We start from the raw sequence: 22,211 nt of genomic DNA, 5'->3' as shown, positions 1-22,211 counted from the left end.
ACCGCATTGCGGCTACGTATATGGGGTTTGCTGCTTGGCGACGACCCAAGGTATGTGCGCCTCCAAACGTCGTAGCAAACATGCCAAGCCCTTCAGAGCCAGGGTTGAGCGTCCGGCGTCCGGCGTCCGGCGTCTAGCGTCTAGCGCCCAGCGTTCAGCGCTACCCAAAACCATCGGCCAGCAGTGCCCTTAATTCCCCCCCCTTAATGATCCGGTTTGACCCAACCTAAGGCCGGCGGTATAAATGCGAATCGTTATCAAATTACCCGCGCGGCTCTCTATGATCGTTTTGCTGACCCTCGTTACCCTGACCGGCGCCGCTCTGCTTTATCTGAGTGACCGCCAGCAACGGGCTCTGGCCGTGCCGTTGCCCGCCGCTGCCCGTCTTTCCGGTGGGCTTCTGGTGCTCGGCGCCTTGCTCGGCTGGGCCTGGCGGTTGGGCACCGGTGTCGGGCTGTTCACCGGCTTCTGGGTGTTCGCCATCGGCGCCATGGGCCTGCCGATGCTGATCGGCCATCTGGTCGATGGTTATCGCCCGGCGGGACGCGAGCGCCCATGAGAGCGTTGCTGGGTACGGTGCTGGGGTTGCCCCTGGCGGCCATGTTGTGCGGGTTGCTGGCGGCGACGTTGCCGCTCGATTGGCACCGCTGGCTGGTGCTGCTGATGCTGCTGGTACTGATGGTGTGGGCGGCACTGATCGTCCTCACCGGGCTGGCGCGCACTCCTTGGCGCGCCGCCCTCGGTCTGGTCTTGGCCAACGGCCTGGCCTGGCTGCTGTTGCAGGCCACCTCTTTATACGGAGCCGCCTGATGCGAGCCGAGACGCTGAGACGGCACATCGATCTGCACGCCTGGGTCGGTATTGTCAGTGGTCTGGCGCTGTTCGTGGCGTTCTTCGCCGGCGCTTTGAATATGTTTCACCATGAACTGCACCATTGGCAGGAGCCGCGCGGCCAACAGGCGACGCCCGCCGACCATGCCGGCCTGCAGACGCTGCTCGACAAGGTGCTCCAGGCCGACCCCCACGCCGGCACCTGGCTGTATATGATTCCCGGCGACGAGCCCACCGTGATCTGGCACGAGCGGGTGGATGGCCAGGACATCTGGCACACCAGCTACGCCGGTGATTTCGCCAGCAATGGCGAATACCAGGAGCGCACCCGCTCCAGCCTCGCCGAGTTCGTCAACGAGCTGCACTATGAGCTGGCCATTCCCAAGGTCGGCCTCTGGCTGATGGGGTTGATCTCGGTGCTTTACGGCGCGGCGCTGATCGGCGGCCTGATCATTCACTGGCCGAAAATGAAGCGCGAGTTGTTCGCCCTCAAACACCAGGGCAATGTGCGCCGTTATTGGAAAAACCTGCACAACCTGGTGGGCGTGATCAGCTTTCCGTTCCATTTGATCTTCGCCGTCACCGGTGCCGCCATGGGGTGCCTGGCGCTGCTCACCGTGGTGCTGGGTGCCCTGGTGTTCGGCCCGCAATTGCAGGGCGCGATCACCAGCGCCACCGAGGCCTGGCCGGCGCCCGAAGCGAGCGGCGAAACCGTCGCCATGGCCGGCATCGGGCGCTATCTGGCCCGCGCCGAGCAGGCACTGCCCGGAATGCGGGTGGACTGGATCGAGCTGCAGCAATACGGGGACAAGAACGCCACCGTTGACGTCGCTGGCTCGGTGCGCGGCTATGTGGCGCACCATGCTCATGTGGTGATGAAAGGCAGCGACGCGGAGCAACTGACGATCACGGCGCCGGGGGCGCGGCCGTTCAATCACGCGGTGCTGTCACCAATCTATTCCCTGCACTTTGGCGATTACGGTGGCGGCGATTACGGCGGGCTGTTCCTGCGTGTGATCTATTTCGTACTCGCTCTGCTCGGCTGTTTGTTGTTTTTCTCCGGCAATGTGATGTGGGCGGAGCGACGCACCGACCGGCACGGTCCGAGCCGCTCAGCGGCCTTTATGCTGCGGCTTACGCTGGGCGTGACCTACGGCGTGATGGCCGGGCTGGCGGTGAGCTTTATCGCCAACAAAGTGGTGATGCATTCGCCCTGGGCGAGCGCCGTGGTGATGGCCGAGAAAGGCGGTTTCGTGAGCCTGTTGCTGGCGGCATTGTTGTGCGCGTTCCGGTTCACGCCGCTGGGCGTGACCCGTGTCTGGCTGCCACTCTCGGCGTTGCTGTATCTGCTCGCCCCCTTGGTTCAGGGCGTCATCGAAGGGTTTACCAGTTGGGCCGACCCGGACATTGGACTGGTAAGTGGCGCCTTATTGGCGGTGGCCGCCAGTCTGTTCGCCGTCGATCGTCTGCGTGCGCGGCGCCTGCGCCGGGCCGGGGCTCATCCGCTTTGGGAGGTTCGCCGCCAGCGCCGGATCGCCACCATCGCCGAGCCGGTCTGACGCCGGAGACTCAGGTTTTAACCAGAACCAGAAGGCGCTCGACGAAGAAATCGATTTCCTGCTCCAGGTTGAACAAGCGTGGCGAGAACAGCCAGGTCTGGGTGATGCCCATCAGGTAGGTATAGCAAAGCAGGCCGAGTTCATCGGCGCCGGCGTGGGGGGTGGCCAGGCCGTGCGCTTGCGCTTGCCGCACCAGTGCGGTAAGCGTGGCCACCACCGAGCGGGTCAGTTTGCGCTCGCGTTTCAGGGTGCGCTCAAGGTTGGCGGTGAGTTCGGTTTTGTTAAGCAGAATTTCGAACGATTGCCGGTGCCAGCGATTGTCCACCAACAGCCGCAGCCAATGGCGGGAAAAATGTTCGATCGCCTGCAGCGGCCGGTGGGCGGCGGCGTTTGCTTCGTCAATCAGGGCGCCCAGCGGTTGTTGCGAAAACGACAGAACCGCTTCGAACAGTTCGTCCTTGTTTTTAAAGTGCCAGTAAATCGGGCCACGGCTGTAACCGGCCTGCTCCGCGATCCTGGCCAGCGTGGTGTTGGTGTAGCCGTTGCGGCTGAACAGTTCCAGCGCCGCTTCGAGGATTTTCAGGCGGGTTTTCTCCGCGTCTTCTTTTGTGCGTCGCATGATGTGAACGCCGCCGCCCGGGTCTGGACAACCCGGGCGGCGAGCGAAGCTCCTTGTTAAAGTTTGCCGTCGGCGGCCATTTTCATATAAGTGGGATCAAATCTCAGCTTGATGTTGCTCTGATCGCCGAGCGTGGACTCGGGAAAGGTGATGCCGATAAAGTCCGCGCTGTCGGCGCCTTCGCCAAGCAGGCCATGCTCGAAAGAAAACTGGCGGACGCTGTCCATCGCCTCAATCGCTTCATCGCTGTACAGAAAGCCCAGTGAATCGCGCGGTTTCCAGAACATCTTCATGCCGGCCAGTTGATCTTCATAGCCTTTTTGATCGGTGCCCGAGGCCTGCCCCAGAAACGCCCGTGCTTCGGCGCCTTTGTTGGTGTCGCTTTCAAGAACGCCCATCACTTCGTACCAGGCACCCACCAGGGCTTTGCCCAGCTTCGGATTCTCTTTCAGCGTCTGGGTGTTGACCAGAGTCAGATCCTTGATATGGCCGGGAATCTGGCTGGAATCGAACACGACTTCGGCACCGGGCTTGCTGGCGGCTTCGCTCAACAGCGGGTTCCAGGTGACGATGTTGTTCACATCGTCGCTGTTGAAGGCGGCCACGATATCGGCGTCCGAAGTGTTGACGATGCTCACATCCCGTTCGCTGAGACCTTGCTCTTCCAAGGCCCGCGCCAGCAGATAATGGGACACCGACAATTCCACCAGATTGATGCTCTGGCCTTTAACAGGCTGCTGAAGAACCCCTTGCATGCTCAGCGTGGCCTGAAGCGTGCAGCTGTTGTGTCTTGTCTCAACGGACAGGGTGGTTCCCTTTCCTAGAGACAAGGCGCAGCAGATGTGCGCTTCAGGCCGCGCCCTTCGGGGCTTTCAGGCTGGCCCGTACTCGTCGTTGCAATTTTTCGATGGGTGGACACACATCTTCAAAACTGCGCCTGGATTACGTGCCAACCTGAAAGCCTGAGCACGCAAGGGGTTCTTCAGCAGCCTGTTAAGCGATTTGATGCCGCCGTCGGGGTGTTTCATCACAATGCCGTCGTTGCCGTTGGAGTAGTCGCCGATGATCAGCGCGGTGGAGTCGACGCCGCTGGCCGCCGGAATCGACAGCGCATCCATGCTGGTCAGAGTGACCGCGTCATACTGGCCGGCGGTGAACTGATTGATCGATTCGATGTAATCATTGATCTGGGTGATCTCGACATCGATGCCATATTTGTCGGCCCACTTTTTCATGATTCCGGATTCCTGAGCGTACTTCCAGGGCATCCAGCCGGCGTAGATGGTCCACGCCAGACGGAAACTCTGACGCTCGGCGGCCACGCCGAGACCCGGCGCCAGCAGGGCGACAAGCAGCGCCGCAATACCGGTGAAGCGCAAACTGCGTTTAACGAAGGACATGGTTTTCTCCCGTGATTTGAGAACCTTGAATCAGAACATTTTCAAATAGCGTTTGATTTCCCAGTCGGAAACCAGATTGTGGTATTGCTCCCATTCGGAACGTTTGAATTCCACGAAGCTGTCGAACATCAGATCACCGAACACCTGCTTCGCCAGCGGGTCCGCTTCGAAGGCATCGATGGCTTCACCCAGGGTGCGCGGCAGCATCTCAATGCCCATGGCTTTCACTTCGGCGAGGGAGTAATCGTTCATGTTTTCCCGGTGCGGCAGCCCCGGGTTCAGCTTTTCACGAATGCCTTCCAGGCCGGCGGCCAGCATCAGCGCGGCGCCCAGATAGGGGTTGCCGCTGATGTCCGGCGCGCGGCATTCCACGCGGCCGCCCTGGGAGGGAATGCGCAGCATGTTGGTGCGGTTGTTGTTGCCGTAGCAGCAGAACACCGGCGCCCAGGTGGAACCGGACATGGCGCCACGTTGTACCAGCCGCTTGTAGCTGTTGACGGTGGGCGCGATCACCGCGCAGATGGCGCGCGCGTGTTTCAAAACGCCGGCGATAAAATGGTAGGCCAGCGGTGACACACCGCAATCGTGCGGGTCGTCACCGTGCGGTTCGAACAGATTCTTGCCGCTGTCCAGATCGGCCAGGGACATGTTGTAGTGGGCGCCGCTGCCGGTGCGGTCGGCGAACGGCTTGGGCATGAAGCTGGCGAAGGCGCCATGTTTGCGGGCAATTTCGTTGGCCATCATGCGAAAAAACACCAACCGGTCGGCCATGCCCAGCGCGTCGGTGTACATAAAGTCGGTTTCAAACTGGCCGTTGGCGTCTTCGTGGTCGAAGGAATAAACGTCCCAGCCCTGTTCGTTCATGGCCTCCACGATTTCATTGACGATCGGCAGGTTGTCCATCAGCAGGCGCGGGTCGTAGCAGGGCTTTTCCAGGGTGTCGCGGTCGCTGATCGGCGCGAAGCCGCCGTCGGCGGTGTCCTTGAACAGGAAAAATTCGGTTTCAATGCCCAGGTTGAACGCAAAGCCCAGGTCGGCGGCGGCGGCCAACTGGCGTTTAAGAATGTGCCGCGAGCAGGCTTCGAACGGCTTACCGTTCAAATACAGGTCGCTGGCGAACCAGGCCAGTTCCCGGTTCCAGCTGCAGGGCGTGGCGGTGGCCGCGTCCGGCATGGCCGCCACTTCATCGTCGTTGATGTCCTGGGGCACGCCATCCAGCGCGGCGCCGGTGTACAGTTCCGAGCCGCCCATCATGCGATCCAGGTGGGCCATCGGGACAAACTTGCCCTTGATCGCGCCGTGGATATCCACGTAGCTGGCGATGGCGTACTTGACCCCTTTTTGGGTCAACTCCTGGCGCAGGCTTTCAATCGGTTCGTAGGCGTTCATGCTGATTCTCTCCAGTGGTGCCGCGTGCGGCGCGGGCATGGCGGTTGGCACGATTCCTTCATTCAATATACATGCCAGCCTGTATATATAACGGTGAACCAAGATGCCTTGCCACGCCGTTCGCAATGGAGAAAACGCATGAAAAATCAAATCATTAGCCGTGAAATCGCGCTGGGAGACCTGCCCCTCAAGGAGGGCGGAGTGCTGCGCGAGGCACGCATGATCGCGGTGCAGATCGGTGAGTTGAACGCACGCCGGGACAATCTGGTGGTGGTGCCCTGCTACTACGGTGGTACGGAACAGGGCAGCCTGCCCCTGGTTGGTGCGGGCGGGCCGCTGGCGCGGTATTGCGTGGTGCTGTTCAACCTGTTTGGCAATGGCCGTGCCACCTCGCCCAGCAACGCGCACCCGTCGCAGCGCGGGCACCGGTTTCCGCTGGTGACTCTGGACGACAACGTGGAGGCCCAGCGGCGCGCGCTGGATGCCTGGTTCGGTGACACGGAGATCGCCCGGGCCACCGGCTGGTCGATGGGTGGTATGCAAAGCTACCTGTGGGCGATGCGTCACCCGCGGCGCGTCAAGCGCCTGCTGCCGGTGTGCGCCACGGCGCGCTGTTGGCCGCATAACCAGGTGTTTCTGGAGGGGGTGCGCAGCGCGTTGCTGGCCGACCCGGTTTACAACGGGGGTGCTTACACGCGCCCGCCGCAAGCGGGTTTACGCGCCTTTGCCCGGGTCTACGCCGGCTGGGCCTACAGTCAGGCGTTCTTCCGCCGTGAGCTCTATAAGGAGTTGGGGTTCGAGAGCATCGAAGCGCTGCTGCGTTTCTGGGACCGCGATCATCTGCACCAGGACGCCAACGATCTGCTGGCGATGATGCTCGCCTGGCAGCACGCCGACCCGGCCAACGACGCCGAATACGGCGGCGACTTTGACGCCGCGCTCAACGGCATTCGCGCCCACACGGTGGTGATGCCCTCGCGCACCGATCTGTATTTCACCGTCGAGGACGCTCGTTATGAGAGCGAGCGCATTGCCGGCGCGCGCCTGGAGATACTGGATTCCGACTACGGCCACGCCGCCGGCGCGCCGGGTCGCGAGCGCGCCAGCACCGGCCACTGGTGGCGGGTCATGGCGGAGTTGTTGGCGACGCCGCCGTGATACGTCTTTGCCGTTGATCCTGCTGGCGTTGGCCGCATGTCTTCTTAAGCAGACTCAAGGAGACAGGTATGAGATCGACCGCATTGATTACGGGAGGCGCTCAAGGTATTGGCCGGGGCACCGTGGCCTTTCTGTTGGACCGGGGATGGCGGGTCATGGTGCTGGATTGCGACCACCAGGCCCTTGAGGAGCTGGCCGCGGAGCGGCGGGACGACGCGCTGCGGGTGGCCGCCGTGGACGTGGGAGATGAAGACCGGGTCGCGGAGGCTTTCCAGGCGCTGCGGGCCTGGCAAGAACAGGATGGTCAGCCGGCGGGGCTGGACCTGTTGATGAATAACGCCGGCATTGCCGATCCGGTCAGTGGGCCGCTGGAAAGTCTCAGCCTGGAAGATTGGCGCCGCTGGCAGGACAGCCACTTAACCGGCGCGTTCCTGTGTAGCCGGGCGGCGGTGCCGTTGCTCCGTGCCCGGCAGGGTGTGATCGTCAACATCGCTTCTACAAGGGCGTTGCAGTCCGAGCCTCACTGCGAAGCGTACGCCGCCGCCAAGGGTGGGTTGCTGGCCCTCACTCACGCCCTGGCGATCAGCCTGGGGCCGGACATCCGCGTCAATGCGATCTGCCCAGGTTGGATCGAGACCGGGCCCTGGCAGCGGCGCGCACGACGTTCCCACCCACAACACAGTCAGACGGATCGGCGGCAGCACCCGGTGGGCCGGGTTGGCGTGCCCGAAGACATCGCCGCCACCGTTGCGTTTCTCGCCTCTGACCAGGCTGGTTTTATTACCGGGCAACAGTTCACCGTGGACGGCGGCATGACCTGCAAGATGATCTACCAGGATTAGCGGCGTTGACGGGGGTGACCGCCGGACCACGGAAAAGCCCGGTCGGCGGAGACCATGGAGACGAGAGAGTGTTAGTATAGGGCCATTAAATTCAGTGGAACGAGGCAGGCGCCCATGGCGGATGCAAAGAACAAAAGTCGTCCGACGAAGAACCGGTCCGGTGAGATCAACGGCACCAAACTTGAGCTGACCCTGGCCGCCGAAAAGGTCTTCGCCATGAATGGCCTGCGTGGTGCCACGCTGCGCCAGATCAGGGAAGAGGCCGGGCAGAAAAACGAATCGGTGATCCACTATCACTTCGGTTCCCGAGAGGCGATCATCGAGTCGATCCTGAATCTCCGCTCCAACCCGATCGATGCCGAGCGCCTCGCCATGTTGGCCGAGTTGCGGCGCAAAAATAATGGCCTTCCCTTATCGTCCATGGTGATCGCTGAAACCTGCATCATGCCCCTGGCCCGATATGTGCTCGATAACGATGAGCCCGGCTACTACCTGCGGTTTCTGGTGCAGCTGCGCATGGACCGCAATGCCTGGCGCCGTTTCAATGGCTTGCACGGCGAGGGTTCACAAAACAGCCGCAAGGCGCTTCACGAAGCCAAGCCGTATATGCCGGTGGCGATTCTGGATCAGCGTTATGTGAGCATGCAGTACATGCACATTAATGGCCTGGCCGCGATCGAGCAGGTGAAGTCGGAAAAGAAAGGCGGTTTTCGCCTCGACGAAGGCTGGATACGAGTGGATGACATGATCACCACCGCGGCGGCGATATTCGACGCGCCGTTGTCCCCGTCGACCCTGGCGGCGATTCAGGAAGCGGACGCCCGGCACGCCATGCCCACCTACATGGGCGTCGCCATGGATCAGCAACGCAGCTGGCAACCGGCGGCGGTGCGCAGCGCCGCCGAAGACGAAAAAGCCGGCGCCTGAGAACACGCTGACCGCCTCTCAGGCTTGCCGTCCGGCGAGCTTGAGAGGCGCGCGAAGGATCAGCCGATGCCCACCCGTGAGCCCGGGTAACCGCCCTCGCCGTCGTCGCCGAGTTCCCGCAGGGACACGTTGGCCGCGTCGCTGAAAATCCCCTTCGCCATCAATGACGTCTCCGCCTTGGCGCGGGCCTGGTTCACCCGTGCACGCACGCGGTGGGCTTCTTTGTGGTCTGGCTCCGCCTGCACGGCGAATTCGCTGAGATGCCCGGCCAGTCTTAAATCGCCTTTTTCCAACCACTGACTGGCGGCCTCGGCGAGCCCGTCGGCGCCACCGGCAATGGCGGCGATGGCCGTGCCCAGGGCTTGCGGATGCGCCGGTTTCAAATGCGCCGGGTTGCCATCGTACCAGCCGCCATAAAGCCGCCACACATTACGCACCAGGAATTCCGGATCGTCGTAGGTGGGCTGCAAGTAGGGCTTTTCCAAAAGACCTTCGGGCAACGTCACCTTGTCGACGATGTCGGCCAGCTTCAGCCCTTCGTTCATGGCTTCCAGGGTCTGATCGTGAATCGTCTCCAGGAAGGTGGCGGTGTCGTCGAGCAAGGTGGCGACCCGCTCGGCGCCGAACACCGCCGGGCCATGGCCGGGCACCAGCACTTCCGGTTTCTTGGCCGCCATGGCCCGCAACGCCTCTGCCCAGGGTCTGGCGAAGCGCTGCACTTTTTGCGGGTTGCCCGCATTGGGCGCGGCCCAGATCACGAAATCGCCGGTCACCACGGTTTTGTCTTCCGCGATCCAGGTCCAGGTGTGATCGTCGGTCTCGCCCATGCCGTGGTACAGCTCCAAGCGCCGCCCGCCCTTTTCCAGCGTCATTTCCTCTTCATAGAAGGTGTCCGGATAGCGGTACTCGTCCGGCCAGGTGAAGCCGGCCACTTTGAACTGACGGCCGTTGATGTTGGCGTTCCAGCCGGCGCTGGCCCGATAGCGACGGAAGCGGCGTTCGATGTTGGCCTGGCCGATGACCTCCGGTTTTGGCAGCCCGGCGGCTTCCGCCTCCTGATCGAACAGGGGGGTACCGAAGGCGTGATCCAGATGGCCGTGGGTATAGATCACCGTATGGATCGGCTGGTCCGACCAGGCGCGGATGGCGCGGTGAATATTCTTCGCGGTGTTGCGGCTGCCGCAATCGATCACCACCAGGCCGTCGTCGGTCCGCACCAGCGTGACATTGCCGACCACGCCCCGCGAGGCGATATAGGCAAGGCGATCATTAATCGGGATGACCTGGCTGCCGCTGATGTGATGGTTCCAGTCGCGGCCGAAATCGAAGCGGTCCCAGCAGGCGTCACCGATGGCCCTGAGCTCATGATTGATCACTGTTGAATCTCCTGTGTCGTGGGGCAAGTGTTACTTAAAGTAATGCGAGGTCATTAAAAAAGGAAGCCTGAAATGCATGGAGGCCATTAATCAGCGCGGCGGCCGGCGCCGGCATGCAGGGTCTCGACCTGGCGCCCGGTGCGGTTTTTATGGAATGGGTGGCGCGGCGGGGCCCGGTAAACAGTTGTGCGCTCAATGCCGGGATTTGGCCGCCTTTAGCAAGAAATGCGCTGAAATTTCAGGCTTCGGCGAACCTGGTTTCAAGTTAAAACTGGTCGGAAACAGATGTCGGCGATGGGCCTGGAGGAGGGGCATGGAAATTAATGAAGTTCATTGCAATGGAGTCGCGGGCCTGATGGAAATGCAAACAATATAATTGACAGCCATTAATCAGCCGTGGTGTGATTCGGTCACAACAAGACCAAGGCGGGCCCTTTCGAGTCCGTGGGAGGAGAGTGTGTTTACAGCGTCAATCCGGCAGCTAGGGCTGGTTATTGGTGTCGTGCTTGCGGCGATCACCATTTACACGTCCCTGTTTGGAATTTTTGATCCCAGCTATCAGCGACCGCTGACCTTCGCGGCCTGCATCGCCGTGGCGGTGTTCGTGAAGCCGCTGGTGGTGATGTACCCGCCCCGCCAGCCGGCGGTGAAAATCCTGCTCTGGCTGATCGATGCGCTGCTGGTCGGCCTGATCTTCCTGGCCGTTCAGCGCTTTGTCGGCTCCGCCAGCCAGATGGAGAACATGCTGGTGGATTACAGCCGCACCGACCAGTTCATCGCGCTGGGCGGGGTGCTGGCTCTGATCGAATTGACCCGCCGGGAATTCGGCCTGGGCCTGTCACTGTTCGCGGCGATCACTCTGCTGTACTGCCTGTTCGGCGATCTGCTGCCGGCCTCGGTACGCCATGCCGGCTTCTCGCTGGATCAGGTGATGCAGGGCATGTGGTACGGCTTCAGCGGCGTGTTCGGTGCGCCGGTGGCGGTGATGATCGAGTTGCTGTTTATCTACATCATCTTTGGCGTGATTCTGGAGGCCACGGGCGCGGGCCCGGCGCTGGTGCGTATGTCGATCCGCGTTACCGGGCGCTTGCCCGGTGGCCCCGCCCACGCGGCGATCTTCGCCAGCATGTTGTTTGGCACCATGTCCGGCAGTGTCACCGCCAATGTGGCCGGCACCGGCGCCTTCACCATCCCGATGATCAAGCGGCGCGGGTTCAGCCCGGCGTTCGCCGGCGCTGTCGAGGCCGCCGCCTCCACCGGCGGCCAGGTGATCCCGCCGGTCATGGGCGCCGCCGCCTTTATGATGGCGCAACTCACCGGCACCCCCTATCTGCTGATCTGCGTGGCGGCGATTTTGCCGGCGTTCTTCTATGTGTCAGCGCTGTTCGCGGCGGTCTACTACGAAGCGCGCCGCCTCGGCATTAAACCGACTCCGGCGGATGAATTGCCGGTACTGACCAAAGACGATTGGATTCGCTCGCTGATGTTCGTGGCGCCGGTGGCCACCGTGATTCTGGTGTTGGCGGCCGGCCGTTCGCCGGCGCTCGCCGGGGTCTGGGCGACCCTGGTGGCGATGGGCTTCGGCATTCTCAATCCGGAAATCCGCCGCCAACCGCAACGTTTGATTGTCGCACTGGCCCATGGCGGCGTGGCGGGCTCGCGCATCATGATCGCGGTGGGCGCCATCGGCATCGTCATCGCCGGCATGGACCTCACCGGCTTGGGGCTGAGCTTTGCCCAGGCGGTGGCCACCCTGGGCGAGCACAGCCTGCTGTTAAGCCTGATCCTCACCGCCGCCGGCTGTCTGGTGCTGGGCATGGGCATGCCGACGCTGCCCGCCTACCTGATCATTGTGTTGGTGATGGGCCCGGCGCTGACCAGCTTCGACGTGCCGTTGCTGTCGGTGCATCTGTTCGTGCTGTACTTCGGCGTACTGTCCGCGATCACGCCGCCGGTGGCGCTGGCCGCCTTCGCCGCCGCGCCGCTGGCCGAAGCCAACCCGATGAAGGTGGCGGCGGTGTCCGTGCGCCTGGCGCTGGTCGGTTTCCTGGTGCCGTTCCTGTTCGTCTTTAACCCGTCACTGCTGTTGATCGTGGAAGGCTTCAACATGCCCGATTTGATCTGGGGCGTGGTGCGCATGCTGCTGGTGATTTGGGCCTTGACCACCGCGTTCGCCGGCTTTGGTGCGATGAAACTGGGGCCGCTGGCACGGGGGCTGCGTTTTGTGGTCGCCGTGCTGCTGATGATGCGCGGCACTTCCATCGAACTGGTGGGCTTCGCCTTGGGGCTGCTGGTGCTCGGCGCCAGCTTCCTGCCCAACCTTAAGCCGCGCTGGTTGGGTGACTCCAACCCGGTGGTGAAACCGAAAGCCGAATAGACATTCATCAAAGACAAAACTTTAAACAACAAACAGCAAATACAAACAGCAATAAAGGGAGAGTTCGATGAACTTCACCAAGCGTCTCAAGAATCTCGGCCTGGCCGGCGCCATGCTGGCGGCCGTCGGGCTCGCCGGCCAGGCCGGCGCCGCCGACACCAACCTGCGCATGCACACCGCCCAGGCCGGCTCTTCGCCGTACGTGTTCGCGGTAACGTTGCAATCGGTACTGCAGAAAAACCTGCCGGTGCGCATCAACATGACCTCCGGCATGGCGTCCACCCGTTCCACTCTGGACGCCGCCCGCGGTCAGGTGGATCTGTTTATCAGCAGCCCGTCGATCAACCACTTCATGAGCACCGGCACCGGCATGTTCGCCAATATGTCCAGCGCGCCGGAGCTGTATAAGAACGTTCGTCAGATCATGAACTTCCCGCTCGGGCCGTATCACATCATGGTGCACGCGAACTCGGGCATCACGTCTCTGAAGCAGATCAAGGGCAAGCGCGTGTTTATCGGCCCGCCGGGTGGCGCCGCCACCCTGGTCGCGCTGTCGATCATTGAAGGCGCCACCGGCTACAAAGCCGGCGAAGATTATGAAATGGCCAAGCTCGACTGGAACTCCGGCAATCAGGCGTTCCAGGACGGCCAGGTGGATCTCTACATCGGTCCCACTCAGCTTCCGTCGGCGTCCATTGAACAAATCGTTCTGCTGCAAAAAGTCCGTTTCCTGGGCGTGCCCGATGAAGCGCTGAAAACCGAGGTCATGCAGAAGGTAATGAATCTGCCGGGCCGCACCATCATGCAGATTCCGCCGGACATCTATGGCGACAACCAGGTCAACACCGAGCCGGTCAACGCGGTCGGCACCTGGGTCGGTCTGGGCACCAATAAAGATGTGGATGAAGAGCTGGTCTACCAGATCACCAAGACCATCTTCGAGAATCTCGACACCTTCCATAACGCCGCCAAGTTCATGAGCAGCGTCAATATGGAGAACGCCATTAAGCAGATGAACTGTCCGCTGCACCCGGGCGCGCTGCGCTACTACCGCGAGCGCGGCATCGAACTGCCCGACAGCGCCATTCCGCCGGAGGCCAAGCAGTGATGAACGCAAAAGTCAGCAGCGTTATCGAGCAGCGTGATTCCCTGGACCGGCTGTTCCGCCCGCGCTCCGTGGCGGTGATTGGAGCCAGCTCCACGCCGTCGAAAATTGGCGGGCTGCCGATTGCTTTCCTGCTCGCTAATGGCTTTCAGGGTGAAATCTATCCAATCAATCCGAAGGCCACTGAAATTCAGGGTTTGAAGGCATACCCGTCGATTCGCGAGGTGTCTGGCAAGGTTGACCTGGTGATCGTGGCGGTGCCAGCGGCGATGGTCGAGCAGGCACTGGATGACGCCATCGCCGCTCAGGTCAGTGGCATTGTTCTGTTCTCCTCGGGGTTCGCCGAGGTGAGCGACGAAGGCAGCCAGGCGCAGCAGGCTCTGATGGCCCGGGCCGAAGCCGCCGGCGTGCGCGTGCTCGGCCCCAACTGCCTGGGATTCATGAATCTGAAAGAGAAGGTGTTCGCCACCTTCTCACCGGTGGTTGGCCAGGGCGTGGCGCCCACCGGCCGCATCGGGCTGGTCAGCCAGAGCGGCGCCTACGGCGCCTATGCCTTTACCCTGGCGCGTCAGCGTGGCATCGGCCTGAACTACTGGATCACCACCGGTAACGAAGGCAACGTGGATTTCGCCGACTGCGTGGCCTGGCTCGCTAACGATCCGGACACCGATGTGATCCTTGGCTATATGGAAGGTTGCCGCGATGGCCGCAAACTGGAGGCGGCGCTGGCCGCCGCCCGGGACGCGGGCAAACCGGTGGTCATCACCAAGGTCGGCCGCACCGCCATCGGTGCGCAGGCGGCGGCCTCGCACACCGCCGCCCTGGCCGGCGAAGACGCCATCTTCGATGCCGTGTTCCGTCAGTATGGGGTGTACCGTGCCAACTCCATCGAGGAATTCTTCGACGTGGGCTACGCGGTTTCGGTGGCAGGTCTGCCAAAGGGCAACAAGCTGGGTGTGTTCACCGTGTCCGGTGGCGCCGGGGTACTGATGGCCGACGCCGCCGACGAAGCGGGGCTGGTGTTGCCGGAGCTGGGCGCTGAGGGTCAGGCGAAGATCCGAGGCCTGGTGCCGTTCGCCGCGCCGCGCAATCCGGTGGACATTACCGGGCAGATCACCAACGACGTCACCCTGTTCGAAACCAGCCTGCAGATCATGCTCGACAACGGCGACTATCAGATGATGATCGCCTTCCTGGCCGCCGCCGGCCTGGGCGCGCTGGGCGAGAACATCGCCGGGCAGATCGCCGCCGTGCGCCAGCGTTTCCCCGATCGCGTTTTCTGCGCGGTGTCGGTGTTCAACGATCCGGTGCGGGAAATCCTTGAACGCAACGGTTGTCTGGCGTTCCAGGACCCGAGCCGCGCCATTCGAGCACTCTCGGCGTTGGCCGGCTTCGCCGAGTTCCAGGCGCGCACCGTCAGTGCCCGTGCCGAGCGCGAGCCGGACCCGGTCACCCTGGACGATTGCACCTACTCCGAGGCACGCAGCTTCGAAGTGCTGTCGCGTTTCGGCGTGCCGGTGCCGGAAACTCACCTGGTGCACAGCGGCGAAGAGGCGGCGGTGGTCGCCGGCCATATCGACCGGCCCCTGGTGGCGAAGATCGCCTCCGCCGACATCACCCATAAATCCGACATTGGCGGCGTGCGTCTCAACCTGCGTGGCGCCGATCAGGTGGCCCGTGCCTGCGACGAGATTCTCGCCGCTGCGCGCCAGGCCTGCCCGGATGCGCGTCTGGATGGCGTGCTGCTCTCGCCGATGGAAAGCGAAGGCGTCGAGTGCATTGTTGGCGTGCAGCGTGATCCCGCGTTCGGGCCGGTGGTGATGCTGGGCCTCGGTGGCGTTCTGGTGGAAGTGCTCGGCGACGTCAGTTTCCGCACCGCGCCGCTGAACCGCGACATGGCCATGGAAATGATCGACGAGCTGCGTGGCAAGGCGCTGCTGTTCGGTGCTCGGGGACGGCCGCACGCCGACGTCGACGCGCTGGTGGACCTGCTGATGCGAGTCTCCGAGTTCGCCGTCGCCGCCGGCGACTCTTTGGAAAGTCTGGACATCAATCCGGTGTTGGTGCGCGCCAAAGGCGAAGGCGTGGTGGCGCTGGATGGTCTGCTGATCGGCCGCCGATAGCGCCGCGGGTTGGCAAGACAACGAGGAAAAAAAATGAGTAAGCAACTGCCCGCCGTTGATCCGGCGGCTTTAAGAAGCATCGCCAAGCAGGCCTACCTCTACACGGTGCCGCTGGTGATCATGGAAACGACACGGAAGTGGCGCATCGGCGCCGGTGCCAACGTGTTTAATCACGCCCGCAAGCTGTTGAACCATCGCAGCCGTTGGGTCACGACGCCGAACAACGATACGTTGTACTCGGACGCCTGGCTCGATCTCTCCAAAGGCCCGGTGACGATCACCGTGCCGGACACCGGTGAGCGCTATATCTCGCTGGCATTCATGGACATGTACACCAATAACTTCGTGGTGCTGGGTACACGCACCACCGGCAACAACGGCGGCGTCTATACCGTGGTGGGGCCGGATCAGGCGATACCCGGCGACGCCGCGGAAGTAGTGCGGGCGCCGACCACGCGCGTTTGGGCGCTGGCGCGCATCCTGGTCGACGGCCCGGATGATCTGGCAGCCGCCTGCGCGGTTCAGGACGGCCTGTTCGTGCACGAAGGCGCCAGCAAAGATGATGTCGAACCCGGTGATCCGGTACTGCGCTCCGCGGATTGGAAAGAGTACCTGAAGGCCGCTAATCGTTTGCTGCGCCGCGAGCGTCCGCCGGTCACCGACGGCCTGGTGCTGCAACGTATCGCCGCGCTGGGAATCGGCCCGGACCAGACTTTCGACGCGTCCGTCTTCGACCAGGAGCAGGCCGGAGCCATCGAGGCTGGCATCGAGGATGCAAAAGCGTATCTGGTGAAAATCCAGCGCGCGCGCGGCGCGATGATTCAGGGCTGGACTTACCCCAACAGCGGTAACGGCAACTTCGGGCAGGACTATCTGCTGCGTGCGGTGGTCGCGGTGGGTGGTCTGGGCGCACTGCCGATTGAAGAGGCGATCTATATGCGCGCCGACGGCGATCAGGCCGAGGGTCTGTTCGACGGCAACCAGGACTACGTGCTGCACTTTCCCGCCGGCGAAATGCCACCGTTGGAATCGTTCTGGTCGTTGAGTCTTTATGAGGCCACCGACGACGGCCAGTTCTTTTTTGCCGATACCCCTTTACGCCGCTATGCGGTGGGCGACCGGTCGCCGGGCCTGAGCTGGAATGAGGACGGCTCGCTGGACATCTGGATCGGCTCGCGCAGCCCCGGGGAACAACGGCAGTCGAACTGGTTGCCGGCACCGCAAGGGCCGTTCGCGCTCACCTTTCGAGGCTACATTCCGAAGCGGGCTTTACTGAGTGGTAGCTACCGTCTACCTGCCGTGAAGCGCGCTTAAAGAAAGAGCAGCACAGCGATCAACCACCAGCGGGCGTTTAACACTCAGCGCCTGCTTCGGGCGCCCCTTGTCTGAAAAAAGGCTGGCCCCGGGAAAGGAGCGGATCATGAGTGAACAAGAAGCAAGCAACAGCAGCAGTGCGGCGCCGGTCGTCAGCGATTTTTTGCTGGCGAAGAAAGACGTCACAACGGTCGCCGACGGCGTGCATCTGGTCGGCGGCCAGGGCAACAGTGTGCTGGTGGAGACTGAGCGCGGCCTGGTGATTACCGATTCGGGCCCGGGCGGGAAAGTCACCCGATCCATGATTGAGCATGTACGGGGCATCAGCGACAAGCCCTTGCTGGCGATCGTCTACAGCCACGGGCATGTGGGTTACAACCACGGTGCCAAGCGTTGGTTGGAAGACGCCGCCGAGCGTGGCCATCCAAAGCCCGACATCATTGCTCAGAGCCGTCTTGCCCACCGTTATCGCCGTTATCAGGAGCCCTGGCGCCTGCAAAGTCATTTGAATGGACTGCAGTTTAACTTTCAGATGCCCGAGCAGCCGCCGGAGAAATGGTTCACCTTCCCAACCATTGAGTTTGATGATCGCTATGTGATCGAGGGCGGAGACCGCGACATCGAAATTCTGGCGGCGCCGTCGGAAACCGATGACTGCATGGCTCTGTGGTTACCGGAAAGCCGCATCCTCTACGCCGGCCCGGGTTTCATCAAATCAATTCCCAACATCGGCACACCGCTTCGCACCCTGCGCGACCCGGTTCGCTGGGCGAACACCCTGGAGCGACTTCAGGCGTTACGTCCGAAGACCCTTATCCCCGAGTTTGGGAAGCCGATCAACGGTGAGGCGGAAGCACGGGACGCGCTGCAATTGAGCATCGATGCGCTGCGTTATTTGCGCCGGGAAACGGTCGAGCGAATGAACCGTGGTATGAGCGAAGCGGAAATTCTGCACGACATGAGCTACCCGGAAGAGATCTTCGGCCACCCGCTGATGAAGCCCAGCTATGGCATGCCCGAATACATCGTGCGCGATATCTGGCGCTCGGAGAACGGCTGGTGGGACCGCAATGCCACCCAGCTTCACCCCGGCGAGCCCAATGCCGTGGCCGCCGCTCTGCGCGAAGCGATCAGCGACCCGCGCCACGTTCTGGATACCGCCGCCGCCAAGCGCGCCGCCGGTGAACCGCAACTGGCGTTGCATGTGCTCGATGTGCTCTCGCCGGAACGCGGCGAAGACGCGTTCAGCCGCGAGGCGCGGCAAATGAAAGCGGAAATTCTCGAAGAACTGGCGGAGCGCTCGCCGTCCTATGTTTCCGGCCAGATTTATCGGTCGGTGGCGCGGCGGATGAGTGGTGATGCCTGACGCCGGCACTGCCGGTGGTATCGGAACGGATACCGGTCTGCAAAGAACAGGTTCGTGGTGACAGCGGGAACGTGCGCCTGAACCAAGGCCAAGTGGCCTTTAAATGACACAACAAAACAGGTTCTAGGAGATCAACATGAAACTCTATAAAAACACGGTGAAGTCCGGGCTCTGCCTGGTCGCGATACTGACTCCCGCGATGCTGCCTGCCACTGCATCGGCGGCGGCGATCCAGGTGCTTGAAGAGGTTATTCACCCGGAACGGGCGATCACCAAAAAAGTAGAACTCTATGGTGCGATGCGTCTGTCCACCGAGTACTCCGACTCCGATGTCAGCGGCAGCGAGGCGGAAGCCAGTCCGTTGCTCTCCGATGGCGGCGTCAGTGTCTCCAGCAACACCAGCATGATCGGCTTTCGTGGCGAAGTTCCTTACCGCGACGGTTATAAATTTTTGTGGCAGTACGAGCAACAAGTCGATGTCGACGACGTGGACAGTGGTGACGTGTGGACCACCCGCGACAGCTTCCTGGGCTTTGATACTCCGGCAGGTACTTTCCTGATCGGCCGTATGAACACGCCGTTCAAGAACCTGGGTGTTTCTTACCTGGGCTATTTCAATACCACGGTGGGCGATTCCCACGCCATTCTCGGCACGTCGGCGGCCGGCGCCGGCGGCCGGCTTGATCTGTTCGGTTCCAATAGCCTGAACTGGAAGGCACGCCTCGGCAACGTCTCGCTGGCACTGCAGTACTCCTCCGATCAGGCCGGCTCGGTCAATGCGGTGGATGACAACGACCGCGAAAGCTACAGCGGCTGGGTCGATTGGAAGCCGGGTGCGTTGCAGCTCAGTGGTGCGTTCATTCATTACGCCGACGCGTTCGGTACCGGCGCGCTGGACGCCTATCGTGGGTTCGCCAAGTACGATTTCGGTGCTTTGACTCTCGGCGCCGTTTACGAAGACATCACGCCAGATGATTTCGATGCCCTGGACCGCGAAGCCTATGGCCTGCAGGTCAACTACACCCTGGCGCCGCGCTGGACCGCCGTGGGGCAATGGAACCACGCCGAGGAATCAAAGGTGGGCGACGATGAAGCCGACCAGTACAGCGTGGGCCTGTTCCACCAGCTCAGCGATGCGGTGCTTCTGCACGCCATGTACACCACCACCCAGAACGGCGAGAACGCCTCCTACCGTGGTGTGGATTATGCCCATGGCGACAAGCTCGCCACGTTGCCCGGTCGTGACCCCTGGTCGGTCTCGGTGGGCGCGCAACTGAAATTCTGAGGCAGCGCTGAACAGGGCGCGCGGGAAAACGGTCCCGGTGGCGTGCTTCGGCACGCCGCCACGGGAATGGCTGGAAATCGGCGCGGATGCTCTCCCCGTCCAAGTTGAGTCACTCCCGTCTCGCGCGCTTTTTTTCGCCGGCATCCCCATGCCGGCTTTTTTTTGCGGAGCGTACCGGCAATGCCGTGAGCCGCTCCGCTTGGCCCTTTGACAGCAGGAGGAACGATCATGTCGATCATGTCTCGACAGGAGGAAGGCCGCTTTCGTGAAGAGATTCGCGAATTCGTGGCCAGCGAAGTACCCGAGCAGATCCGTCTCAAGATGGCGCAGGGTCGGGATGCCAGCCGTGCCGAGACGATCGCCTGGCAGCGCAAGCTGGTGGCGCAAGGCTGGGGCGCGGTGCACTGGCCCAAGCGCTGGGGTGGCACGGATTGGAGCCTGGAGAAACGTTTTGTGTTCGAAGAGGAAATGGCGCTGGCGGGCGCGCCCGGGGTGCCGGCCTTCAACATGCGCATGCTGGGTCCGATTCTTCTTGAGTACGGCACCGAGGCGCAAAAGGAACGTTTTCTGCCCGGCGCTTTGAATATGGACCAATGGTGGTGCCAGGGTTACTCGGAGCCCTCCGCCGGTTCCGACCTGGCGTCTCTGCGTACCCGAGCGGTACGCGACGGCGATCACTACCGCATCAATGGCGCCAAGATCTGGACCAGCTACGCACAGTACGCGGATTGGATGTTCTGCCTGGTGCGCACCAACACCGAGGTGAAGAAGCAGAAAGGCATTTCCTTTCTGTTGCTGGACATGCGCAGCGATGGGGTCAGCGTTGAGCCGATCCGCCATTTCTACGGCGCGCACATTCTCAATCAGGTCAACTTCGACGACGTGCGTGTGCCCGTGGACCAGCGCATCGGCGAAGAGAATACCGGTTGGACCACCGCCAAGGCGCTGCTCGAACACGAGCGCCTGGCCACCTCGCGCCACGCCGAGGCGCGCCGCAAACTGGGCCGCCTTCTGGCACTGGCGAAAGCCAATCGGGACCGCTCCGGCAGCTTGTATGAACGCCCCGATATGCACGCGCGCATCGCCCACCTGGCGGTGCAGGTCAAAGCCCTGGAATACGCCACCCGTCGCGGCCTGGAGATGCTGATCCAGGACGGCCGCATTGGCGTGTTCGCGTCGTCACTGAACCTGAAAGGGGTGGCCATTAACCAGGCCGTGGACGAGGCGATTCTGGATGTCGCCGGCATTGACGGCCTGGCGGCGGACAGTGCCTACGACGAGCACCCGCGTGACGTTCTCAATGCGGGCGGTGACGCCCGCTACGTGGCGGAATCCCGTTACTACCTGCGTGGCCCGGCCATCGCCGCCGGCTCCAATGAAGTGCAGCGCAACATTATTGCCAAGCACGTGCTCGATCTTTGAGGTGATCCATGGGTTTTATACCGACTGAAGAACAGCAGCTTATCGATGACACCGTGGCGCGCCTGCTGGACAAGCAATGGGACCCGCGCCGGGAAATGAACACGCAGTCCAGCCAGATGGCGGGCGGCACCTTATGGAAGGAACTCAACGAGCTCGGTCTGCTTGGCCTGGCGCTGCCCGAGTCCGCCGGCGGCGGTGGCATGGGCCCCGCCGAGTTGTCGATCCTGTGTCGGCGCTTCGGGCGCCATCAGGTGCGCGCGCCTTTCCTGGCCTCCCAGGTGCTGGCCGGCACCGCGTTGGCGCATGCGCCGGCGGGCCCCAAACGCGACGCTTTGCTGGCGCAACTGGCCGGCGGCGCCGTGACGCTGACCCTGGCCACCCTGGAAAGCGACGCCGGTTACGATCATCGGCTTATCGAAGCGCAGGCCAGCCGCGCCGGCGACAGCCTGAGTTTGAGCGGCTGCAAGCGAGCGGTCATGGACGCCGGCATCGCCGAGCATGTGCTGGTTTCCTGCCGGCTTGATGACGCACCCGCCCTGTTGGTCGTCGACGCCGCCAGCTCCGGGCTGCGCGTGGAATCCTACGCCGCGTTCGATGGCACCTCTCTGGCGACCGTGTATCTGGACGCGGTGGCGGTAAGCGACGACGCGATCCTGGCCCGCGGCGACGCCGCCCTAACCGCCCTGGACGCGGCGCTGGCCGCCGGCGCCCTGGCCGCTGCCTCGGAAACGCTGGGGGCCTGTGAAGGCGCGCTCGAGCGCACACTGGATTACCTGCGCATCCGCGAGCAGTTCGGCACCGTGATCGGCCGCTTCCAGGCGTTGCAGCACCGCGCCGCCGATTTGCACGCGGAGCTGGAAATGCTGCGTTCACTGGTGGCCGGCGCCTGCCAGAGCCTGGCCGAAAACCCGGCCCACGGCGACGCCTACGCGGCGCTGGCGCTGGCGGTGCCGGTGGGCGATCACGTTTGCCGGGAAGCGATTCAGATGCACGGCGGCATCGGCATGACCCAGGAACTGGGCATTGGCCGCTATCTGTTGCGCGTCAACGCGCTCAGCCGGCTGTTCGGCGACGCGGCTCATAACGGCGGCCTTTATCTGGCCACCCTGGAGGTATAG

At 62.6% G+C, this 22,211-nt stretch carries 19 protein-coding genes; 14 read left to right on the top strand and 5 right to left on the bottom strand.

Annotated features, from left to right (window positions below; genetic code table 11):
- Nucleotides 1–244: 244 nt before the first annotated feature.
- Genes CGS25_RS13395 through CGS25_RS13385 form a run of 3 tightly spaced genes read left to right on the top strand, consistent with a single transcriptional unit; the run spans nucleotide 245 to nucleotide 2,390 of the window.
- A complete protein-coding gene (locus CGS25_RS13395; protein WP_157933832.1) occupies nucleotides 245–559 on the top strand; it encodes a hypothetical protein in 315 nt (104 codons plus the stop codon).
- A complete protein-coding gene (locus CGS25_RS13390) occupies nucleotides 556–810 on the top strand; it encodes a hypothetical protein (protein WP_089033747.1) in 255 nt (84 codons plus the stop codon). The genes CGS25_RS13395 and CGS25_RS13390 overlap by 4 nt, the downstream gene beginning before the upstream one ends.
- Nucleotides 810–2,390 carry a PepSY-associated TM helix domain-containing protein gene (locus CGS25_RS13385; RefSeq protein ID WP_101675784.1) on the top strand — a complete coding sequence of 527 codons (1,581 nt, stop codon included), beginning with the start codon at nucleotides 810–812 and terminating at the stop codon, nucleotides 2,388–2,390. The genes CGS25_RS13390 and CGS25_RS13385 overlap by 1 nt, the downstream gene beginning before the upstream one ends.
- A gap of 10 nt (nucleotides 2,391–2,400) precedes the next feature.
- Here the strand turns inward: CGS25_RS13385 and CGS25_RS13380 are convergent, their stop codons facing one another.
- The 4 genes from CGS25_RS13380 to glnT form a co-directional block, all read right to left on the bottom strand.
- On the bottom strand, nucleotides 2,401–3,009 hold the full coding sequence (locus CGS25_RS13380; RefSeq protein ID WP_089033745.1) for a TetR family transcriptional regulator: 609 nt from the start codon (nucleotides 3,007–3,009) through the stop codon (nucleotides 2,401–2,403).
- Between the two features lie 56 nt (nucleotides 3,010–3,065).
- The gene (locus CGS25_RS13375) at nucleotides 3,066–3,764 is read right to left on the bottom strand and encodes an ABC transporter substrate-binding protein (protein WP_108723627.1); all 699 of its coding nucleotides are present in this window, start codon (nucleotides 3,762–3,764) and stop codon (nucleotides 3,066–3,068) included.
- A 117-nt stretch (nucleotides 3,765–3,881) separates the two neighbouring features.
- The gene (locus CGS25_RS13370) at nucleotides 3,882–4,409 is read right to left on the bottom strand and encodes a type 2 periplasmic-binding domain-containing protein (protein ID WP_198588797.1); all 528 of its coding nucleotides are present in this window, start codon (nucleotides 4,407–4,409) and stop codon (nucleotides 3,882–3,884) included.
- Nucleotides 4,410–4,439: 30 nt separating this feature from the next.
- Complete coding sequence (gene glnT / locus CGS25_RS13365) at nucleotides 4,440–5,798, bottom strand: type III glutamate--ammonia ligase (RefSeq protein ID WP_101675783.1); 1,359 nt, start codon at nucleotides 5,796–5,798, stop codon at nucleotides 4,440–4,442.
- A 138-nt stretch (nucleotides 5,799–5,936) separates the two neighbouring features.
- On the opposite strand from glnT, the gene CGS25_RS13360 reads away from it, so the two are divergent.
- The 3 genes from CGS25_RS13360 (at nucleotide 5,937) to CGS25_RS13350 (ending at nucleotide 8,725) form a co-directional block, all read left to right on the top strand.
- On the top strand, nucleotides 5,937–6,956 hold the full coding sequence (locus CGS25_RS13360) for an alpha/beta fold hydrolase (RefSeq protein WP_101675782.1): 1,020 nt from the start codon (nucleotides 5,937–5,939) through the stop codon (nucleotides 6,954–6,956).
- Between the two features lie 68 nt (nucleotides 6,957–7,024).
- Nucleotides 7,025–7,798 carry an SDR family oxidoreductase gene (locus CGS25_RS13355; protein ID WP_089033741.1) on the top strand — a complete coding sequence of 258 codons (774 nt, stop codon included), beginning with the start codon at nucleotides 7,025–7,027 and terminating at the stop codon, nucleotides 7,796–7,798.
- Nucleotides 7,799–7,912: 114 nt separating this feature from the next.
- Nucleotides 7,913–8,725: a TetR/AcrR family transcriptional regulator gene (locus CGS25_RS13350; RefSeq protein WP_101675781.1), complete on the top strand. Its 813-nt coding sequence runs from the start codon at nucleotides 7,913–7,915 to the stop codon at nucleotides 8,723–8,725.
- Between the two features lie 59 nt (nucleotides 8,726–8,784).
- Here the strand turns inward: CGS25_RS13350 and CGS25_RS13345 are convergent, their stop codons facing one another.
- The gene (locus CGS25_RS13345; protein WP_089033739.1) at nucleotides 8,785–10,101 is read right to left on the bottom strand and encodes an alkyl sulfatase dimerization domain-containing protein; all 1,317 of its coding nucleotides are present in this window, start codon (nucleotides 10,099–10,101) and stop codon (nucleotides 8,785–8,787) included.
- A gap of 457 nt (nucleotides 10,102–10,558) precedes the next feature.
- Between CGS25_RS13345 and CGS25_RS13340 the strand changes: the two genes are divergently transcribed.
- The 8 genes from CGS25_RS13340 (at nucleotide 10,559) to CGS25_RS13305 (ending at nucleotide 22,211) form a co-directional block, all read left to right on the top strand.
- Nucleotides 10,559–12,478 (top strand): TRAP transporter permease, encoded by a 1,920-nt coding sequence (locus tag CGS25_RS13340; protein ID WP_157933831.1) that lies wholly within the window; start codon nucleotides 10,559–10,561, stop codon nucleotides 12,476–12,478.
- 67 nt (nucleotides 12,479–12,545) lie between these two features.
- Complete coding sequence (locus CGS25_RS13335; RefSeq protein ID WP_089033737.1) at nucleotides 12,546–13,586, top strand: TAXI family TRAP transporter solute-binding subunit; 1,041 nt, start codon at nucleotides 12,546–12,548, stop codon at nucleotides 13,584–13,586.
- A complete protein-coding gene (locus CGS25_RS13330) occupies nucleotides 13,586–15,706 on the top strand; it encodes an acetate--CoA ligase family protein (RefSeq protein ID WP_089033736.1) in 2,121 nt (706 codons plus the stop codon). The genes CGS25_RS13335 and CGS25_RS13330 overlap by 1 nt, the downstream gene beginning before the upstream one ends.
- Before the next feature lie 33 nt (nucleotides 15,707–15,739).
- Nucleotides 15,740–17,020, top strand: coding sequence for a DUF1254 domain-containing protein (locus tag CGS25_RS13325; protein WP_101675780.1), 1,281 nt, complete (start codon nucleotides 15,740–15,742; stop codon nucleotides 17,018–17,020).
- Between the two features lie 106 nt (nucleotides 17,021–17,126).
- Nucleotides 17,127–18,386: an alkyl sulfatase dimerization domain-containing protein gene (locus CGS25_RS13320; RefSeq protein WP_101675779.1), complete on the top strand. Its 1,260-nt coding sequence runs from the start codon at nucleotides 17,127–17,129 to the stop codon at nucleotides 18,384–18,386.
- A 136-nt stretch (nucleotides 18,387–18,522) separates the two neighbouring features.
- Nucleotides 18,523–19,671, top strand: a complete 1,149-nt coding sequence (locus CGS25_RS13315) for a porin (protein ID WP_089033733.1) — start codon at nucleotides 18,523–18,525, stop codon at nucleotides 19,669–19,671.
- Between the two features lie 228 nt (nucleotides 19,672–19,899).
- Nucleotides 19,900–21,093 carry an acyl-CoA dehydrogenase family protein gene (locus tag CGS25_RS13310; protein WP_101675778.1) on the top strand — a complete coding sequence of 398 codons (1,194 nt, stop codon included), beginning with the start codon at nucleotides 19,900–19,902 and terminating at the stop codon, nucleotides 21,091–21,093.
- A gap of 8 nt (nucleotides 21,094–21,101) precedes the next feature.
- Nucleotides 21,102–22,211: an acyl-CoA dehydrogenase family protein gene (locus tag CGS25_RS13305; RefSeq protein WP_089033731.1), complete on the top strand. Its 1,110-nt coding sequence runs from the start codon at nucleotides 21,102–21,104 to the stop codon at nucleotides 22,209–22,211.

Origin of the sequence: Alloalcanivorax mobilis (assembly GCF_002864685.1) — a bacterium.
In the GTDB taxonomy this organism is placed as follows: domain Bacteria; phylum Pseudomonadota; class Gammaproteobacteria; order Pseudomonadales; family Alcanivoracaceae; genus Alloalcanivorax; species Alloalcanivorax mobilis.
This window is presented reverse-complemented; position numbering and strand designations above follow the sequence as displayed.

Coding starts and splice junctions, on each gene's coding strand:
- CGS25_RS13395 (WP_157933832.1), top strand. CDS start 245: ATGCGAATCGTTATCAAATTACCCGCGCGGCTCTCTATGATCGTTTTG.
- CGS25_RS13390 (WP_089033747.1), top strand. CDS start 556: ATGAGAGCGTTGCTGGGTACGGTGCTGGGGTTGCCCCTGGCGGCCATG.
- CGS25_RS13385 (WP_101675784.1), top strand. CDS start 810: ATGCGAGCCGAGACGCTGAGACGGCACATCGATCTGCACGCCTGGGTC.
- CGS25_RS13380 (WP_089033745.1), bottom strand. CDS start 3,009: ATGCGACGCACAAAAGAAGACGCGGAGAAAACCCGCCTGAAAATCCTC.
- CGS25_RS13375 (WP_108723627.1), bottom strand. CDS start 3,764: ATGCAAGGGGTTCTTCAGCAGCCTGTTAAAGGCCAGAGCATCAATCTG.
- CGS25_RS13370 (WP_198588797.1), bottom strand. CDS start 4,409: ATGTCCTTCGTTAAACGCAGTTTGCGCTTCACCGGTATTGCGGCGCTG.
- glnT (WP_101675783.1), bottom strand. CDS start 5,798: ATGAACGCCTACGAACCGATTGAAAGCCTGCGCCAGGAGTTGACCCAA.
- CGS25_RS13360 (WP_101675782.1), top strand. CDS start 5,937: ATGAAAAATCAAATCATTAGCCGTGAAATCGCGCTGGGAGACCTGCCC.
- CGS25_RS13355 (WP_089033741.1), top strand. CDS start 7,025: ATGAGATCGACCGCATTGATTACGGGAGGCGCTCAAGGTATTGGCCGG.
- CGS25_RS13350 (WP_101675781.1), top strand. CDS start 7,913: ATGGCGGATGCAAAGAACAAAAGTCGTCCGACGAAGAACCGGTCCGGT.
- CGS25_RS13335 (WP_089033737.1), top strand. CDS start 12,546: ATGAACTTCACCAAGCGTCTCAAGAATCTCGGCCTGGCCGGCGCCATG.
- CGS25_RS13330 (WP_089033736.1), top strand. CDS start 13,586: ATGAACGCAAAAGTCAGCAGCGTTATCGAGCAGCGTGATTCCCTGGAC.
- CGS25_RS13325 (WP_101675780.1), top strand. CDS start 15,740: ATGAGTAAGCAACTGCCCGCCGTTGATCCGGCGGCTTTAAGAAGCATC.
- CGS25_RS13320 (WP_101675779.1), top strand. CDS start 17,127: ATGAGTGAACAAGAAGCAAGCAACAGCAGCAGTGCGGCGCCGGTCGTC.
- CGS25_RS13315 (WP_089033733.1), top strand. CDS start 18,523: ATGAAACTCTATAAAAACACGGTGAAGTCCGGGCTCTGCCTGGTCGCG.
- CGS25_RS13310 (WP_101675778.1), top strand. CDS start 19,900: ATGTCGATCATGTCTCGACAGGAGGAAGGCCGCTTTCGTGAAGAGATT.
- CGS25_RS13305 (WP_089033731.1), top strand. CDS start 21,102: ATGGGTTTTATACCGACTGAAGAACAGCAGCTTATCGATGACACCGTG.